Genomic DNA, 15,544 nt, shown 5'->3' with positions numbered 1-15,544 from the left:
ATACAATCGCCTGTTGTAATGCTGACGTTGCCACTTCGGCAACGTTGCGAAGGAGAATGATCATGGCTGTTGTGATTGCATTTTTGGCCGGTATGTTGACGCTGCTCAGCCCCTGTACCTTACCGGTGATCCCGCTGGTGTTTGCCAGCGTTAGCGGGCGTAGGGGACAACTGATCTTGTTGTTGTTCGGTATGGGGTTGATGTTTACCGCTGTGTCGCTGCTGGCCACGGCGGCAACAGGGTGGTTAGTCAATCTGACTATCGTTGGGCGTTGGCTGGCGCTGGGCTTTTTGGTCGTTGTGGCCATCAGTTTGCTGTCATCACGCGTTGCAGGTTGGCTCGGATCGCCAGCGGTGGCGCTGGGCAATCAACTTAACCAACAGAGCTATCGTTATGGCAGTGGGCTCGCTTCAGTGCTCGCCGGACTGGCGATTGGACTACTTTGGGCGCCGTGCGCGGGACCGGTGCTGGGGGCGATATTTAGCCTGGCGTTGTTGCAAGGAAATTCAGTGACGACCGGCATCTTGCTGCTTTCCTATGCCAGCGGATGCGCGCTGATGTTGCTGCTATTGGGGTGGTTCGGCGCGCGGCTGATTTCCTGTCTGCGCGGTGGTCAGCTGATAAGTGGGCGGTTGCGCCAACTGGCTGGCGTGGCGATGCTGGCCGTGGTGGCGTTAATCGCCAGCGGCAGCGATCGTTATCTGCAGGGCGCCAGCGGTTTAACCCATCGTCTGGAGCAGCGGCTCAGCGCGTTTATGCCGCAGGATCCGCAACGGGTTCGGCTGGAGCCGATCGTCGCGCCGCGGCCAACCAGCGCTATGCCGGATTTGCACGGCGGCACCGCATGGATTAATAGCCCACCGCTTACCAAGGCGGCGTTAAAGGGCAAGGTGGTGCTGATTGATTTTTGGACCCGCGATTGCATCAACTGTCAGCATACGCTGCCTTATGTACGGGCGTGGGCCAATAAGTATCGCGATGCGGGGCTGGTGGTGATTGGCGTACATACGCCGGAATATCCGTGGGAACGATCGTTGCCGCAGCTTCGTGAAGCGGTCAGCCAGCGGCAGCTAAACTATCCGGTTGTCGCGGATAACAACTACGCCATCTGGAATGCGTTTGGTAATCAGTACTGGCCGGCGCATTATTTCTTCGACGCGCGGGGACAACTGCGCTATACCGCCTTTGGCGAAGGCGGTTATGCCCGTCAGGAGCAGGTGATCCAACAACTGCTGCGCGAAGCGCGGACGTGAGAGGGAAATAAAAAAGCCGATAACAGCAGTTATCGGCTTTGCAGGACACTCGCTAATCGGCAGCGTCTTATTTCGCCAGCAGTTCCTGGGCAGTGCGTTCAACGAGGCTCAGCAGGACCTTCACATCCTCCAGCGTTACCACCGGGTTGAGCAGCGTCAGCTTCAGGCAGGTTACGCCGTTATGCTCGGTCACGCCGACGTTGGCGCGGCCGGACTCCAGCAGGGCGTCGCCCACGCGCTGGTTAAGCAGGGCGATCGCGGCGGTATCGCTACCAGCCATTTGCGCCGGACGTGAGCGGAACAGCACGCTTGCCAGCTGCGGCTGCATGACCAGCTCCAGCGTTGGCTGAGTCTGAATGAACTCCGCGACGTTTTTCGCCATCGTCACGCCATGATCGATGATTGAAGCGTACTGTTTCTTGCCCAGTGCCTCAAGCCCCATCCACAGCTTCAGCGCGTCGAAGCGGCGGGTGGTCTGCAGCGATTTGGAGACCAGGTTCGGAACGCCGTGTTCTTCATCAAACTCGGAGTTCAGATAGGCCGCCTGATAGCGCATCAGCTCGTAATGACGCGCCTCTTTCAGCAGGAAGGCGCCGCAGCTGATGGTCTGGAAGAACTGCTTGTGGAAGTCCAGGGTTACTGAATCCACTAACTCCAGGCCGTCGAGGTAATCGCGATACTGCTCGGACAGCAGCAGCGCGCCGCCCCATGCGGCATCAACGTGCAGCCAGATCTGGTGCTCCGCCGCGATACCGGCGATATCACGCAGCGGGTCAATCGCGCCCGCGTCGGTGGTACCGGCGGTGGCGACGATGGCCATGATCTGCTCGCCGTTGGCCTGCGCTTGCGCAATCTTGGCCTTCAGGTCGGTGACGTCCATACGGGCGAATTCATCGGTTTTCACCAACGTGACCGAGCGGTAGCCAAGCCCCATCAGCGCCATGTTCTTCTGCACCGAGAAGTGGGCGTTTTCCGAGCACAGCACTTTGTACTGCCGAATGTCGCCCGGAATACCATCCTGCTGGATGGAATGCCCCTGACGAGCGAAGAAGGCGTCGCGCGCCAGCATCAGGCCCATCAGATTGCTCTGGGTGCCGCCGCTGGTGAAGACGCCGGCATCGCCAGCCGGATAACCGACCTGCGCGCGCAACCACTCGATCAGCTTCATCTCGATGATGGTCGCCGACGGACTCTGATCCCAGGAGTCCATGCTCTGGTTGGTGGCGTTGATCAGCACTTCCGCCGCCTGGCTGATAACCAGGCTCGGGCAGTGCAGGTGCGCCACGCACTGCGGATGATGCACCGACAGGCTGTCTTTCAGGAAGTACTCGATCGCACGTTCAATCGCCGCCTGGTTGCCCAGACCCTGTTCGTTAAAATCAAGGGTGATGCGCTCACGGAGTTCATCAACGCTTTTCCCCTGATACATTTCAGGTTGTTGCAGCCACTGCGCAACCGCCTGGCTGGTCTGGGAAATGACCTGCTGGTAAGCGTCAATGCTTGCCGTGGACCCAGCCAGAATCGGATTCAATTTGGACATTGCGGTCACTTACTCCACTCAGACCGGTTTTACGCCGGCGGCCAGCAGGGCCTGTTCAAACTTATCGAGGAATACTTCCAGCTCCGCATCGCTAATCAGCAGAGATGGCAGCAGACGCAGTACGCAACCGTGACGGCCGCCGCGTTCCAGGATCAGGCCCGCTTCGAAGCATTTCTTCTGCAGCAGCGCGGAGAGTTCGCCGTCAGCCGGGTAGCAACCCATATGATCCTGCGCCTCGTTCGGCTTCACGATTTCGATACCGATCATCAGACCGAGACCGCGAACGTGACCGATAACCGGATAGCGTTTCTGCATTTCCGCCAGTTTGCCTTTCAGCCACTCGCCCTGGGCGGCGACTTTGTCGGCAATCTTGTTATCACGCAGGTGGCGCAGGGTGGTCAGGCCGGTGGCCATCGCCAGCTGGTTGCCGCGGAAGGTGCCAGTATGGTGGCCAGGTTCCCAGGCATCGAACTCTTTCTTAATGCCCAGAACCGCCATTGGCAGACCACCGCCGACGGCTTTTGACATCACGATGATGTCCGGCTCGATGCCGGCGTGTTCGAAGGCGAAGAATTTACCGGTACGGGCGAAACCTGCCTGAACTTCATCGATGATCAGCAGAATGCCGTGCTCTTTGGTGACTTTGCGGATGCGCTGCAGCCACTCAACCGGCGCCGGGTTCACGCCGCCTTCGCCCTGTACGGCTTCAAGGATGACCGCAGCAGGTTTGCGAACGCCGCTTTCCACGTCGTTGATCAGGTTTTCGAAGTAGTAGGTCAGCGCTTTCACGCCCGCTTCGCCGCCGATACCAAGAGGGCAACGATACTGGTGCGGATAAGGCATAAACTGGACTTCCGGCATCATGCCGTTGACCGCCGCTTTTGGCGACAGATTGCCGGTCACGGACAGCGCGCCGTGGGTCATCCCGTGATAACCGCCGGAGAAGCTGATCACCGCCGTACGGCCGGTGTATTTTTTCGCCAGCTTCAGCGCGGCTTCAACGGCGTCAGCGCCGGAAGGACCGGTGAACTGCAGGCAGTACTCTTTCCCTTCGCCCGGCAGGCAGGAGAGCAGGTATTCAGAGAAGCGATCTTTTAACGGTGTTGTCAGATCGAGGGTATGTAACGGCAAGCCGCTGGTAATGACACTTTGGATGCTCTGCAGTACTTCAGGATGGTTATGGCCCAGAGCGAGGGTCCCGGCGCCGGCGAGGCAGTCCAGGTACTGTTTGTTATCCGCATCGGTCAGCCAAACGCCTTCGGCTTTGGTGATGGCGAGCGGCAACTTGCGAGGGTAACTCCTGACATTCGATTCGAATTCAGCCTGACGGGCCAAAAAGGTTTCGTTGTTCGCGTCCAATAAATCTGCACTTAAAGTATCAATACGGACTTTATCCGTCATCATATCACTCCCACAACCAGCGTTACGTTTGAACTCTGGTTGAATAAAAAGGTTTAGAAAATTGAATCGGCATTCATAAAGCGCGCACAATATATGGCTTTTTAAATCCGCATTCAATCTTTAATTTATGGCGCTATTTTGACGTCATTATTAGATACAGGGGTGTCAATATAATTAGCTGATTTAAAAGATAAATTTCGATTGTTTTTAAAACCATGGAAAGTGTAATTATTAGTGAGAAAGTCTATATATTTTTATTACCGCTTCGCTGAATGACTGACGGAAATACTTCCGTCAGTTTTATGGTTACTTAACGCAGTTCAACCGCATAATTTGCTAAAGGTGTTACTTTTTTCACCAACTTGTTGTTATATAAAAATTGTTCATACGCGTCATAGCGGGGCTTATCTAATGCTGCCGGATCGGTGGCGAACAGCGGCACGCTCTGCAACCACGCCTGCTGGTTCAGTTCGGTATTGAGTTCCGGATGCTCTTTGGCAAACCGCTGCCAGGTTTGCTGCGGATGGGCGCGCAAATAGCTCACGCCCTGCTGTAATGCGTCGAGAAACTTTTTGATTTTAGGGGCGTTGACCTCGGCCTTGTTTGCCACGATCACCAGTTCGTCGTAAGCGGGCACGCCATAGTCTTCCACGTTCATGACCACCGGTTTTTTGCCCTGCAGTTTGAGTTCCAGCGCTTCGATATTGCGATAACCGCCGATAACGGCATCAACCTGGCCGGCCAGCAGAGCGCTGGTGAGCTGGAAATTAACGTTGATCAATTTGATGCTGTCAGGGTCGATGTGAGCATGCTGCGCCATGGTGGCCAGGGTCGCCTGTTCAATACCGCTCACCGAATATCCCACTTTTTTACCTTGTAGATCGGCCGGAGATTTGATGCGCGGATCCAGCGCAATCACCGTGTTCAGCGGCGAGTGGATCAGCGTCCCGACGCGAACCAACGGCAGTCCTTCATCGGCGAAGAAGTGAACCTGCGGTTGATAGGTTATCGCTAAATCCGCCTGGCGAGCGGCAACCAGGCGCGGAGGGAGCGCCGGGTCGGAAGGGGGGATGATGTTGACATCCAGCCCGGCATCCCGAAAGGCGCCAATCTGTTCCGCCACCATAATGGGCGCATGATCCGGGTTGATGTACCAGTCCAGTACCAGGGTCAGCTTTTCATTTGCCGATGCCTGACCGCAAACCAGCAGAGTGAGGCCGGCCAACAGAGGTATACGCATATCTCTTCCTTATTATCTGTTGATAAGTTATTCCGGCGACCAGTCGATCAGCCGGTGCAAAAAGGCGTCGACCGCCAACCACAGCGCGATGGTCAGCAGCACTAAAATGAACAAGGCGGCGAAGCAGATATCGGTTTGCAGGCGGGCATTGGCATTCAGCATTACGTAGCCAAGCCCCTCGGCGGAGCCGACCCATTCGCCGATAATCGCGCCGATGGGGGCGACGGAGGCGGCCATCCGCAGGCCGGAACCTAGCGCGGGTAGCGCCGCCATGAGTCGGACATGGCGCAATTGAGCGCCAAAGGAGGCGCCCATGGTGCGGGCCAGATCGAGATAGTCGCGATTGACCCGTTGCAGACCATCAAAGAAAGCCGAGGTAACGGGGAAGAAAATAACCAGCACCGCCATCATGACCTTGGCGCTCATACCAAAACCAAACCACAGCACCAGTAGCGGCGCGAGGGCGAAGACCGGAATGGCCTGGCTGGTCAGTACCAGCGGCATTACCCACCGCTGTAATCGCGGCGACATGGTCATACAAAGCGCCAGCACCATACCGAGCGCGACGCCGAGCGCCATTCCGCTGAGAATTTCGCTCAGGGTGACCAGGGTGTGGCTGGCCAGATAACTACGGTTATTCCACAGCGCTTCAGCGACCGCCGCCGGAGAAGGCAACAAAAAGGCGGGCATGCCGCTGTAGCTCGCCAACTGCCAGAGCAACAGTAGGCCACAAAATACGCTGCACCCGCGCAGTAACTTGCCCCTCATCCGTACGCCCTCATCAATTGCTGCAGCAGCTGCGCCTGACTTGCCAACAGCGCGCCATCATCCGGATCGCGGGGCGGAACGCCACTTAAATGATGGCTATCATCAATTTCACCATCAGGCGAGAGCACCAGCAGCTGATGGCTGAGGCGGCAGGCTTCCATCGGGTCGTGGGTAATGAGCACTACGGTTCGTCCGGTCAGTAAGCGCGCGGCCAGGCTCTGAATGCGTGTGCGGGTGAGGGTATCGAGGGCGGAAAACGGTTCATCCATCAGCACAATGGGGCGATCTTCATAGAGGGTGCGCGCCAACGCCGCGCGCTGGCGCATCCCGCCGGACAGCGCGGCAGGGCGATCATCAGCGCAGGAGGCCAGTCCTACCTGCTCAAGAAGCTCGTTGACGCGGGTGTTGTCGACCTTCTCACCGCGCAGCCTGGCGCCGAGGGCGACATTTTCCCGCACGTTAAGCCACGGATAGAGCAGATCTTTTTGACCCATCCACGCCAGTCGCGTAGTGACGGGAAGGCCATCGCTGGCGACAACGGTTCCGCGGGTTGGCGCCGCCAGCCCGGCGATAATACGCAACAGGCTGGTTTTGCCCGCGCCGCTGGCGCCAAGGAGCGACACCCATTGCCCGGCGGCAATATCAAAGGCGAGATCGCGAAAGATAGTCCGTGTGCCAAAGCGCAGGCATAAATCGCGAACGTGAATGCCTGGCGCCATCACGCCTGGACCTGCCCGGCGGCATTCAGACCCATCTGCCAGAAATTGCCTTCCAGCCGGGTAGCGGTAGTAAATATGTCGCTCAGTCCGGCGAACCGTGATTCCGCGCCGCGCTGTTGCCAGAGGGTTTCCAGAAGGCCGATCGCCGCGTTGACGCCCTGAAGATAGATCTCGTCCCCGTAGTTGCGGATCCATGAAGCATAGGGATTATCGTGCAAGTTGGTTTGTGGGTTGTGCAGCAGACCGAGCCCGATTTCCGCGTAACCCGCAACGCAGGGCAGCAGCGCCGCCAGCAGATCCAACGCGTCGCCGGCGTGGCCGATATCCAGAACGTAGCGCGTGTAGTTGACGGTTTCCATCGCTTCGCTTTGCAGGGCCATAGCGTCTTCATTCAGCCCCCATTGCTCGCAATAGCCCACATGTAGCGGTAGCTCAGCAAGGATGGCATTCATCGAGGCGGCGGCGGCGCGCATCTCCGGCAACGTGCGAAGTTTGCTGACCAGCAGGGCGTAGCTGCGAGCGAAGTGGATCAGGAACAGATAATCCTGGGTTAAATAATGACGAAAGGCTACCTGCGGCAGCGTGCCCGCGGCTAATTGCTGGAGGAAGGGGTGCGATACGTAGCGTTGCCACTCGCCACCGGCCTGCTCACGCAGTCGACCGTAAAGACCTTGGGTAAAAGCGGGAATCATCATGGGACCTCCTGAAAATAAGGGGAGATCCGGGCGTGCAGAAGTGTGAACAGGTAAAAACTGAAAACTGGCGAACATGCCGACCCGTCCCTTCGCTGGCATGACCCAGATCAGGTTCAAAGGGTTCGGTTTTTACGCCATCTCAGCCCTCACGGGACACCCCTCGGTTGCGACATGTTATACGTCATTCACTTTTTGATTACAACGGTGACAAGGTAAAAAGCGTCGATAGTAGTGACACTGTCACATTTGAGTGGTTATGCGCCAGATCGATAAATAACATTTATCAATTTGTGTGATTAACCACGCTTTTTTATCCAAAAATAAGCAAAGTAAGGCGAGGGTAAGTTGGCGAAGAACAAGGGCTTACGATATATTTTTAGCACATTCCCTTAATATCCCCTTATGAATGCGTCAGTGCTGGAGACCGCATGAAGCTGGCAGGCCTTACTCTTTTACTGATGCTTGCCCTCGCGCCTGACGTGTCTCGAGCCGCCCAATTGTTCGATCCTGAAGATGGCATGCTTGATATGAGCCAGTATCTGCAGGATAACCCGTACGGTTTTTTGCCGGTGCCGGTAATGATCACCGAGCCGGCTATCGGCTACGGCGGCGGTCTGTTTGGTTTATTTCTGCATGGTAAAGGCTCCCGCGAGGGCGATCGTTTTATTCCACCAGCGCTAACCGGGTTCGGCGGCGGCGGGACGCAAAATGGCACCTGGTTCATCGGCGCCGCGCATCGCCATACGTGGAATCACGACCGGATTCGTTACCTGGTTGGCGCGGGCTACGCCAATGTGAATCTCGATATCTATTCGGGCGATATTGCCGGTTTTAACAAAAATGTGGCGGTGCAAACCCATACCAAAGGTTTTGGCGGTCTACAAAAGCTGTTATTCCGCGTGGGGGACTCGCCGGTTTTTCTTGGCGCCTCGCAATTCTATGCACATACCGATGTGACCGCGGACAATCAGGTGATTAACAAGGTGTGGCAGCGGGTGCTGGGGGAGAAAAGCACCTCTTCGGCGTTGGGCGTGGTGGCGGAATATGACACCACCGATAATTTTTTCTACCCTAAGAAAGGGTTATCGCTACAGGGCGAGTACCGTTTTTACCGCGCTCTGCTTGGCGGCGACTATCATTACAATCAGTTGTCGCTGGATGGTAAATACTTTATCCCGCTGGCGCCGACCTTAACCCTGGCGCTGGCGGCGAATTATCAGTCGCTAACTCATCATGACAAGCACTTGACGCCAATGGCCCGGCCTTACATCGAACTGCGTGGCATCTCGCGTTTTCGCTATCAGGGCGATTATGTCGCTGTCGCCCAGACACAACTGGCCTGGCAATTTGCGCCGCGCTGGATCCTGCAGGGTTTTGTCGGCGTCGGTAGCGCCGCTGACGAAGCCGGGGCGTTGTGGCAGCAAAACGAAGTGGCGTGGGGCACCGGTTTTCGTTATCTGGTCGCCCGTCAGTATGGATTATTTACCGGCGTCGATGTCGCCTTCAGCGAACACGAACAGGCGGTCTATTTTAATGTGGGTTCCGGACTGTAAAGGTACATATAAAAAATGAGATGGAAAACAACCGTCATTACGCTGCTATTAACCTCTGGCGCCGTGTGGAATGCCTGTGCGGCGGAAAGTGACGACAGTGATAGCTACTTTCCCATATGGGGCGACGAAGCCCGCGCCCGCGGTTATTCCATTCCGCTGCCGTTTGGCGTCAATCTCAGCTATATGAATATGCGCCAGGATATTATGGTCGACAGCATCACCTTTTCCGGACTGAAGCTGGGTAACCATCCAATCCCCAGCGATATGTTCGCCATTGACGCCGGACACACGCGGGAGAAGAGCAAAACTGAGAACCTGCGTCTCGATATGTGGGTATTTCCATTCCTTAATGTCTACGGAATTTTGGGCCACACCCGCGGTTCGTCGGTGTCGAATGTGTCGGTCGATGCTGACCCGACGCAATACCGCGGTCTGGATCGCATCATCGCCGGCGCGGTGCATAACCTCAACCAAAGCGGCGAGTTGCAAAACATCGATTTTGTCCTTGATTTCAAAGGTACTACCTGGGGGAGCGGGTTCACGCTGGCTGGCGGCTATGAGAACTGGTTTGCCCTCGTCGATACTAACTACACCCGCACCGATTTTGATATTCTCGACGGCAGCATCTCTGCCGTGACAGTGTCACCTCGCGTGGGTTATCGATTTGATCTACAGGGGATTTCTGGCCCTTCGCATCTCAGCGTGTGGGTTGGCAGTATGTATCAGGACGTGCAACAGGAGTTCAAAGGCAACCTTGCTGATTTGCATATGCCGCCACAGCTGCAACCATTGATTGCCGCGGTCAATAAAGACGGCGACGGCAAGTTTGATGTCAAACAGAAACTCACTTCACCGTGGAATATGCTGATCGGCGCCCAGTACGAAATCACGCGTAACTTCAATGTGCTAACCGAATTTGGCTTTAACGAGCGCAATAGTTTCTTTGTCGCTGGCGAATACCGTTTTTGACTTAACGGCGCGTAGTCATCGGCGAGTATGATGCGCGCTGTTTTTGTGTGGTGGAGAACGCTTTTGATGCGTAAGAGTTTGTGGTGGTTATGGGCAGCCGCTTTTTCGGTATTTGCCCAGGACCCGGTATTACCGACGATTCCCGTTAATCATGTCAGCCCGGTAGTGGGTGAACTGTCACCGCCGGAATCGCTGCGCCCATGCTGCGCCTTCGGGTTCGATCTGCGGGTGCGCGCCATTGGCGTGCCGATCCCGGTTTATCAGATTGGCAATGTGCTGACGCTCGATACCTTAGGTGAGCATCATTACAACGATAGCGCGCTCGGCGCGGTTAAAAATCTGATTGGCTTAAGCGATGAGCACAATGGCCTTATCTATACCCGCCGCGGCGGCTTTATTGATATTGCCCATGTGCGCGATACCGCTGATTACACCTTCTATTTATTCAGCCGAATTTATCCCACGCTCGGCCAGCCAGGACGTATCTTTTACAGCGAGGAGCTGGGCGTCCGCCGCGTCCAGTTAAATGCCTTTACGCCGCCGGCTTCAATGCCGCAGCGATATACGATAGCCGCGTGGCTTGCCGGCCATCTGGCCTTTGAAATTGCGCAATGGCATGAGATCGCCCAATGGTATGGCTTCCAATCGGTTCCGGGCTTTTCGGAAGAGATTTCCGCCTTTTCGCCGGAGGATCTCTACTCCAATCTGCTGGGCGCACGTCTGGCGATCAACGTCATATTGCAAGGGCAAGCCGGTTCGGTCGATGCCTACAACCGGGCGATGGAAGCGGCGTTAAAACAGGCGTTGGTCAAACTGCTGGTCGCGCCGCAAAGTGAGACGGAACGGATGTTTCGCGAGATTGACGGCGACTGGTGGAACAGTAAGCGCAGGGTACCGGACAAATTTTTGGTACTGAAGCGGAATTACGATCTCAGCGAAAATCGCCTGCCAACGCCGGTTCCTTTTGAACGCACGCCGCCGTATCGTCTGACGATGCCAAAGGAAGTTGCCGGGTTTACGCTCGCTGAACTAGGTCAACTGCAAATCCATCCAGGGCAGGATATGCAGTCGCTACCAGCACCGCAAAATTTTTATTCTCCGCAGCAGTTCCAGCAGCTTGCTGATAAAGCGCAGCAGGCGGATGCCATTCAACTGCAGCGTATTGAAAAATAACTAACGATTGGTCACTGCTGGCTATACTCAATCAAACTAATCCCCCCGTTGAGGTAGCATCAGACCATGGTATTTGTCGTTCCGCGCGCGTCCTGGCTACTGCTGGCGGTGCTATTCGTCAGCCAGGCAGGCTATGCCCTCGACGGCAGTCGGCTAAAGCAGCGTGCGGACGCGGTGCTCACCTTAATGAGTTATACCGTGGTGCCTGATGTAACCGCCAGCGACCTGAATATTGGTTCCGGCGCCAATGAGAAAAACGAACTCACCATCACCCAATTCGGCGGCGGCGCAACGCTGAGCAACAGTTTTCCTCTCTATCTGGAAGGCACCATGGGTTATAGCCGCTACGACCCACAATTTGTAATCAGCGATGGCGACCAAAGTCGTACCATCCCGACCAAATGGAACAGTCTGACCGCCACCGGCGGCGTCGGCTGGGACTTTCCGTTGTATCAGGACCGCTGGGGCGGAAAACTGGTACTACGGCCTATCTTCAATATGATGCTGGGCACCATGGCCAGTGATGCGCGTCTTGGTCGCTGGGCGCTCGAACGTAAAACCGATGCCGATATTCGCTTCCTCGATGGTGGACGACTGAACGCCTATGGGTTGGGCGGGTCGCTAATGCTCGATTATGAACTGTTTTCCAAAACGCAGGATATTGATATAGAGGCGCGCTATTCCGCGATGAATTTACAAACCTTCGGTAGCACATCTGAAGCGGTACAGGGGCAGGCCAGTGCCGAAAATCTGGGTATCTACCTTCGCCGACGCGCGCCGATTGCCGACTGGACGCTGCTGAAAAGCCCGGTGCGCTATGTGCTGGAAGGCGCCCATACCATGTATCTCGGCGACCAGCGCGGTGAACTCGGCTTTGATAGCCTGAGTTCGCTTGGTATTGGTCTGGAACTTGACAGTAGCCAGTATCCGGTATTTATCACCCGCACCCGACTGGTGGCCCGCTACATGTTCGGTAATAACACCGAAGGTTATGGTCTCGGTTTAGCAATGAGTTTCTGAGTGCTATTGCCCGTTTTCGTGATTGCGTTATTTTTTCATTTTTATTGGCAATATTTTCTTCGCTGATTCGTCTACCTCGATACATACATTTTAATGAGGTAATTGACGATGAGAGATTTTGAACGACACGGGCATCATCACCAGGGTTTTGGTCGCCATAGACTGGCGCGACCGCTGATCATCGGCGTGGCGATTGTTGTGGTACTGAGTCTGGTCGTGATGTCGCTATGGAACGCCTTGCTGCCGGCTATCTTCGGGGTGAAAAGCATCGGTTTCTGGCAGGCTTTGGGGTTGCTGGCGCTGTGCCGTATCTTGTTTGGCGGTTTAGGTTTTCATCGCGGTATGTTTGGTATGGCGCAGGCGCGTCGACGCATGCATGAACGCTGGATGACCATGACCCCGGAGCAGCGAGAGGAGTTTGCTCAACGTTTTGGTCGCCACGGACATCACGGCCGCTGCGGCTGGCATGAACGTCGCGGCGGGCAACCGACTGACGATAACACCTCGGCGAAGACGCCGGATGCCGAGTGAACGAGGTAAACAACACGATGGCGGGGGAATCACGGCTGTTGTCTGCGCTTGCCGCCTGTCGTGCGCGTTTAAGGGCGTTTATTCGCGGTAGAACCGCCGTACGTGACGATGCCGATGACATCCTGCAGGAAGTTACCCTGCAACTGATGAAAGTCGAGCAACCGGTGGAGAACGTGGCGGCATGGTTATTCCGGGCGGCGCGTAATGAAATGACCGATCGGTCGCGCAAGAAGCGCGAGTTGCCATTAACATTCGACAGCGATGAGGATGGCGATGGCGGCTCTGCCGAGGATGAGCTGGCGGAAACGCTGTTTGGCGTCGCGCAGACGCCGGAGGAAGCATACCTTAAAGAACTGCTGTGGGAGGCATTAACTGAAGCGCTGGCGGAGTTGCCGCCGCTGCAGCGAGAAGCCTTCGAGAAAACCGAACTGCAGGGCTATAGCTACAGGGAGTTAGCGGCAGAGAGCGGCGCCAGCGAGCAGGCGTGGCTGTCGCGTAAACACAAAGCGGTACTCTTTCTTCGCAGCCGATTGCGAACGCTTTACGATGAACTTACCTCGCCTTAACTCATGCCCGGCGGCATATCGCGCCGGGCTTTATTGTATCCTTATTTCTATAACAGCGTCGCCAGCCACTCGGCGAAGACGCGCACCTTGCGTGATACATGACGATGGGGATAGATAAGCGATAATTTTCTGGAGGGAACCGGATTATTCGGCAGGACCTCAACCAACTCCCCGCTCTTCAACCAGGGTTGCAGGAAAAGATCCAGACCCTGCATAATGCCGAGCCCAGCCAAACCGGCGGCAATGTATGTCTCTGAATTATCCACCACCAGTTTGCCGGCCAGCGCAAGAGTCTGCGGTCCGGCGTCAGTCTGAAACACCCAGCGCATGGTCTGATGATTACTGTTATTCAGCCAGTTGATCGCCTGATGATGCTGCAGGTCGTCAAGGATTGTGGGAACGCCGTGTTTCGCCAGGTAGGCCGGGCTGGCGCAGGTTTTCATACCGACGGTACCGAGATGACGTGCGATATAGTCACCGTCTTCAAGTTCGCCGATGCGCAGAACGCAATCGAGGCCCTCACGAAGCATATCCCGCCGCCGGTCGGAGCTGCTCAGCACAATTTCAAGCTCCGGATGCTGATGATAAAAGGCGGGGAGATTCGGTACGACCACTAACTTCGCCAGGGCGATAGGCATATCGACGCGCAGTTGACCCTGCAGCGGACGCTGCGGGGCGAAAGATTCCATCAGCTCGTCGGCCTGCGCCAGCAGAGGTTTACTACGACGATAAAACGCCTCGCCATCAGGGGTGAGGTGGATCTGTCGGGTGGTACGCTGCAGCAGCCGAACGCCGCAGTGCTGCTCCAGCTGCTGTAGCGCTTTCGTGACCGCCGGGCGGTGGATCTGCAGGTTCTCGGCGGCGCGCGTAAAGCTGCCAGACTCGATGATCTCGATAAAAATCTTAATAGATTCAAAAAGATTTAAGTTCATTTGTGCCGATGCGCTCCGATGACAACATGGTATTTCTTTTTGATTATTACTTATTTAATAACAGTGAAGGATAACTTTTACTATTTTTCCAAACAATAAAGCGGCCTACAGTGTCCTCATCCCAGCGCTAAGCGCCAGAAAACACACTAAGGAAGTCGCATCATGCAAAACCGTTCTGTTAGCCATATTCTCGGTATTGAAAAACCTGTCATTCAGGGGCCGCTATCCTGGCTGACCGACGCCCGATTGGTCGCCGCCGTCAGTAATGCCGGAGGGCTTGGCGTATTAGGGCCGAACGCAGGTTTAACCGCGCAAACCGCCGTCTCGACGCCGCAGGAAACGGCAGAAAAGATGCGTGAAGAGATCCGTAAAACGAAATTACTCACCGAGAAACCTTTTGCCGTCAATCTCATTCCGACGGTTGAAAACGATATCTGGACGCCGCCGATTGTAGAAGTAGTAAAAGAAGAGGGGGTTAAAGCGGTGGTTTATACCGGCTATGGTCAAGGGGCTATCATTCCCTCGCTGTTTGCTTCTCTTAAGCAGGCCGGGATCAACATTATCTATCGTGATATTAACCCGACGCCGGAAAACAGCCGCGAGGCCGAGGAGATGGGCGCTGATGTTATTGTCGCCACCGGCTTCGACGAAGGTGGAACGCTTCCGGGGACGGCATTGGGAACGTTTTCTATCGTGCCATTGATTGTCGATGCGGTGAAGCGCGTGCCGGTGCTGGCGGCTGGGGGGATTACCGACCGGCGCACCGCCAGGGCCGCCCACGCGCTGGGCGCGCAGGGGGTATTTGCCGGTTCCGTGTTTATCAGCACCACCGAGAGCCGCGTGCCGCAATCGGTGAAAGAGATGATCGTGCAAGCTAACGGCCTGGATTTGCTGCTATTTCGCACATTGCCGGATTACTATCGTTCGCTGCCGGGCAAATTAGCCGCCAGACTGGTGGCGTTAGATAAATCCGGCGCCAGTAATGAAATCATAGCCGCGGAAATGGGCGGGTTGCGCGGCCTACGGATTGGCATGCTGGAGGGCAACACTGATGAAGGTTACATTTCACTGGGAACCGGCATCGGCAGTATTCAGCAGGTCAAGAGCGTCGCGGAAGTAGTGGATGAACTGACGGTTTAATCTCAACCGCTGCGCTCTCAGGCGGAAAACAGAAACTCCCCGTT

15 protein-coding genes and 1 riboswitch are annotated in these 15,544 nt (G+C 55.9%); of the genes, 8 read left to right on the top strand and 7 right to left on the bottom strand.

What is annotated here, in order from left to right:
- Nucleotides 1-62 precede the first annotated feature (62 nt).
- The gene (locus PGR09_RS06405; protein ID WP_430915936.1) at nucleotides 63-1,253 is read left to right on the top strand and encodes a cytochrome c biogenesis protein/redoxin; all 1,191 of its coding nucleotides are present in this window, start codon (nucleotides 63-65) and stop codon (nucleotides 1,251-1,253) included.
- 67 nt (nucleotides 1,254-1,320) lie between these two features.
- Here the strand turns inward: PGR09_RS06405 and PGR09_RS06400 are convergent, their stop codons facing one another.
- The 6 genes from PGR09_RS06400 to tenA form a co-directional block, all read right to left on the bottom strand.
- Nucleotides 1,321-2,802 (bottom strand): pyridoxal phosphate-dependent decarboxylase family protein, encoded by a 1,482-nt coding sequence (locus PGR09_RS06400; RefSeq protein WP_196796519.1) that lies wholly within the window; start codon nucleotides 2,800-2,802, stop codon nucleotides 1,321-1,323.
- A 9-nt stretch (nucleotides 2,803-2,811) separates the two neighbouring features.
- Nucleotides 2,812-4,197, bottom strand: coding sequence for a diaminobutyrate--2-oxoglutarate transaminase (locus PGR09_RS06395; RefSeq protein WP_047048511.1), 1,386 nt, complete (start codon nucleotides 4,195-4,197; stop codon nucleotides 2,812-2,814).
- 307 nt (nucleotides 4,198-4,504) lie between these two features.
- On the bottom strand, nucleotides 4,505-5,434 hold the full coding sequence (locus tag PGR09_RS06390; RefSeq protein ID WP_320482414.1) for an ABC transporter substrate-binding protein: 930 nt from the start codon (nucleotides 5,432-5,434) through the stop codon (nucleotides 4,505-4,507).
- 27 nt (nucleotides 5,435-5,461) lie between these two features.
- On the bottom strand, nucleotides 5,462-6,202 hold the full coding sequence (locus tag PGR09_RS06385; protein WP_430915935.1) for an ABC transporter permease: 741 nt from the start codon (nucleotides 6,200-6,202) through the stop codon (nucleotides 5,462-5,464).
- Nucleotides 6,199-6,924 (bottom strand): ABC transporter ATP-binding protein, encoded by a 726-nt coding sequence (locus PGR09_RS06380; protein ID WP_430915934.1) that lies wholly within the window; start codon nucleotides 6,922-6,924, stop codon nucleotides 6,199-6,201. The genes PGR09_RS06385 and PGR09_RS06380 overlap by 4 nt, the downstream gene beginning before the upstream one ends.
- Nucleotides 6,921-7,616, bottom strand: a complete 696-nt coding sequence (tenA, locus tag PGR09_RS06375; protein ID WP_430915933.1) for a thiaminase II — start codon at nucleotides 7,614-7,616, stop codon at nucleotides 6,921-6,923. The genes PGR09_RS06380 and tenA overlap by 4 nt, the downstream gene beginning before the upstream one ends.
- 67 nt (nucleotides 7,617-7,683) lie before the next feature.
- Nucleotides 7,684-7,787: riboswitch (TPP riboswitch) on the bottom strand.
- Nucleotides 7,788-8,044: 257 nt separating this feature from the next.
- Between tenA and PGR09_RS06370 the strand changes: the two genes are divergently transcribed.
- The 6 genes from PGR09_RS06370 (at nucleotide 8,045) to PGR09_RS06345 (ending at nucleotide 13,428) form a co-directional block, all read left to right on the top strand.
- The gene (locus PGR09_RS06370; RefSeq protein WP_047079146.1) at nucleotides 8,045-9,169 is read left to right on the top strand and encodes a BamA/TamA family outer membrane protein; all 1,125 of its coding nucleotides are present in this window, start codon (nucleotides 8,045-8,047) and stop codon (nucleotides 9,167-9,169) included.
- Between the two features lie 15 nt (nucleotides 9,170-9,184).
- The gene (locus PGR09_RS06365; protein ID WP_430915932.1) at nucleotides 9,185-10,138 is read left to right on the top strand and encodes a hypothetical protein; all 954 of its coding nucleotides are present in this window, start codon (nucleotides 9,185-9,187) and stop codon (nucleotides 10,136-10,138) included.
- A gap of 66 nt (nucleotides 10,139-10,204) precedes the next feature.
- Complete coding sequence (locus PGR09_RS06360; protein ID WP_047079147.1) at nucleotides 10,205-11,311, top strand: DUF4056 domain-containing protein; 1,107 nt, start codon at nucleotides 10,205-10,207, stop codon at nucleotides 11,309-11,311.
- Between the two features lie 66 nt (nucleotides 11,312-11,377).
- The gene (locus PGR09_RS06355; protein WP_047079148.1) at nucleotides 11,378-12,331 is read left to right on the top strand and encodes a hypothetical protein; all 954 of its coding nucleotides are present in this window, start codon (nucleotides 11,378-11,380) and stop codon (nucleotides 12,329-12,331) included.
- A gap of 108 nt (nucleotides 12,332-12,439) precedes the next feature.
- Nucleotides 12,440-12,862 (top strand): hypothetical protein, encoded by a 423-nt coding sequence (locus PGR09_RS06350; protein ID WP_032714542.1) that lies wholly within the window; start codon nucleotides 12,440-12,442, stop codon nucleotides 12,860-12,862.
- Between the two features lie 17 nt (nucleotides 12,863-12,879).
- The gene (locus PGR09_RS06345) at nucleotides 12,880-13,428 is read left to right on the top strand and encodes an RNA polymerase sigma factor (RefSeq protein WP_045414211.1); all 549 of its coding nucleotides are present in this window, start codon (nucleotides 12,880-12,882) and stop codon (nucleotides 13,426-13,428) included.
- Between the two features lie 47 nt (nucleotides 13,429-13,475).
- Here PGR09_RS06345 and PGR09_RS06340 read toward each other — a convergent pair whose 3' ends face one another.
- A complete protein-coding gene (locus tag PGR09_RS06340) occupies nucleotides 13,476-14,360 on the bottom strand; it encodes a LysR family transcriptional regulator (protein WP_045394277.1) in 885 nt (294 codons plus the stop codon).
- Nucleotides 14,361-14,522: 162 nt separating this feature from the next.
- Here PGR09_RS06340 and PGR09_RS06335 point away from each other — a divergent pair, with 162 nt between their 5' ends.
- Complete coding sequence (locus tag PGR09_RS06335; protein WP_315710524.1) at nucleotides 14,523-15,500, top strand: NAD(P)H-dependent flavin oxidoreductase; 978 nt, start codon at nucleotides 14,523-14,525, stop codon at nucleotides 15,498-15,500.
- Nucleotides 15,501-15,544 lie beyond the last annotated feature (44 nt).

The organism is Klebsiella sp. 141251, from assembly GCF_050600725.1.
In the GTDB taxonomy this organism is placed as follows: Bacteria; Pseudomonadota; Gammaproteobacteria; order Enterobacterales; family Enterobacteriaceae; genus Klebsiella; species Klebsiella aerogenes.
The sequence above is the reverse complement of the archived record's forward strand: the minus strand, read 5'-3'. Positions and strand labels throughout refer to the sequence as shown.

Coding starts and splice junctions, on each gene's coding strand:
- PGR09_RS06405 (WP_430915936.1), top strand. CDS start 63: ATGGCTGTTGTGATTGCATTTTTGGCCGGTATGTTGACGCTGCTCAGC.
- PGR09_RS06395 (WP_047048511.1), bottom strand. CDS start 4,197: ATGATGACGGATAAAGTCCGTATTGATACTTTAAGTGCAGATTTATTG.
- PGR09_RS06390 (WP_320482414.1), bottom strand. CDS start 5,434: ATGCGTATACCTCTGTTGGCCGGCCTCACTCTGCTGGTTTGCGGTCAG.
- PGR09_RS06385 (WP_430915935.1), bottom strand. CDS start 6,202: ATGAGGGGCAAGTTACTGCGCGGGTGCAGCGTATTTTGTGGCCTACTG.
- tenA (WP_430915933.1), bottom strand. CDS start 7,616: ATGATGATTCCCGCTTTTACCCAAGGTCTTTACGGTCGACTGCGTGAG.
- PGR09_RS06370 (WP_047079146.1), top strand. CDS start 8,045: ATGAAGCTGGCAGGCCTTACTCTTTTACTGATGCTTGCCCTCGCGCCT.
- PGR09_RS06365 (WP_430915932.1), top strand. CDS start 9,185: ATGAGATGGAAAACAACCGTCATTACGCTGCTATTAACCTCTGGCGCC.
- PGR09_RS06360 (WP_047079147.1), top strand. CDS start 10,205: ATGCGTAAGAGTTTGTGGTGGTTATGGGCAGCCGCTTTTTCGGTATTT.
- PGR09_RS06355 (WP_047079148.1), top strand. CDS start 11,378: ATGGTATTTGTCGTTCCGCGCGCGTCCTGGCTACTGCTGGCGGTGCTA.
- PGR09_RS06350 (WP_032714542.1), top strand. CDS start 12,440: ATGAGAGATTTTGAACGACACGGGCATCATCACCAGGGTTTTGGTCGC.
- PGR09_RS06345 (WP_045414211.1), top strand. CDS start 12,880: ATGGCGGGGGAATCACGGCTGTTGTCTGCGCTTGCCGCCTGTCGTGCG.
- PGR09_RS06340 (WP_045394277.1), bottom strand. CDS start 14,360: ATGAACTTAAATCTTTTTGAATCTATTAAGATTTTTATCGAGATCATC.
- PGR09_RS06335 (WP_315710524.1), top strand. CDS start 14,523: ATGCAAAACCGTTCTGTTAGCCATATTCTCGGTATTGAAAAACCTGTC.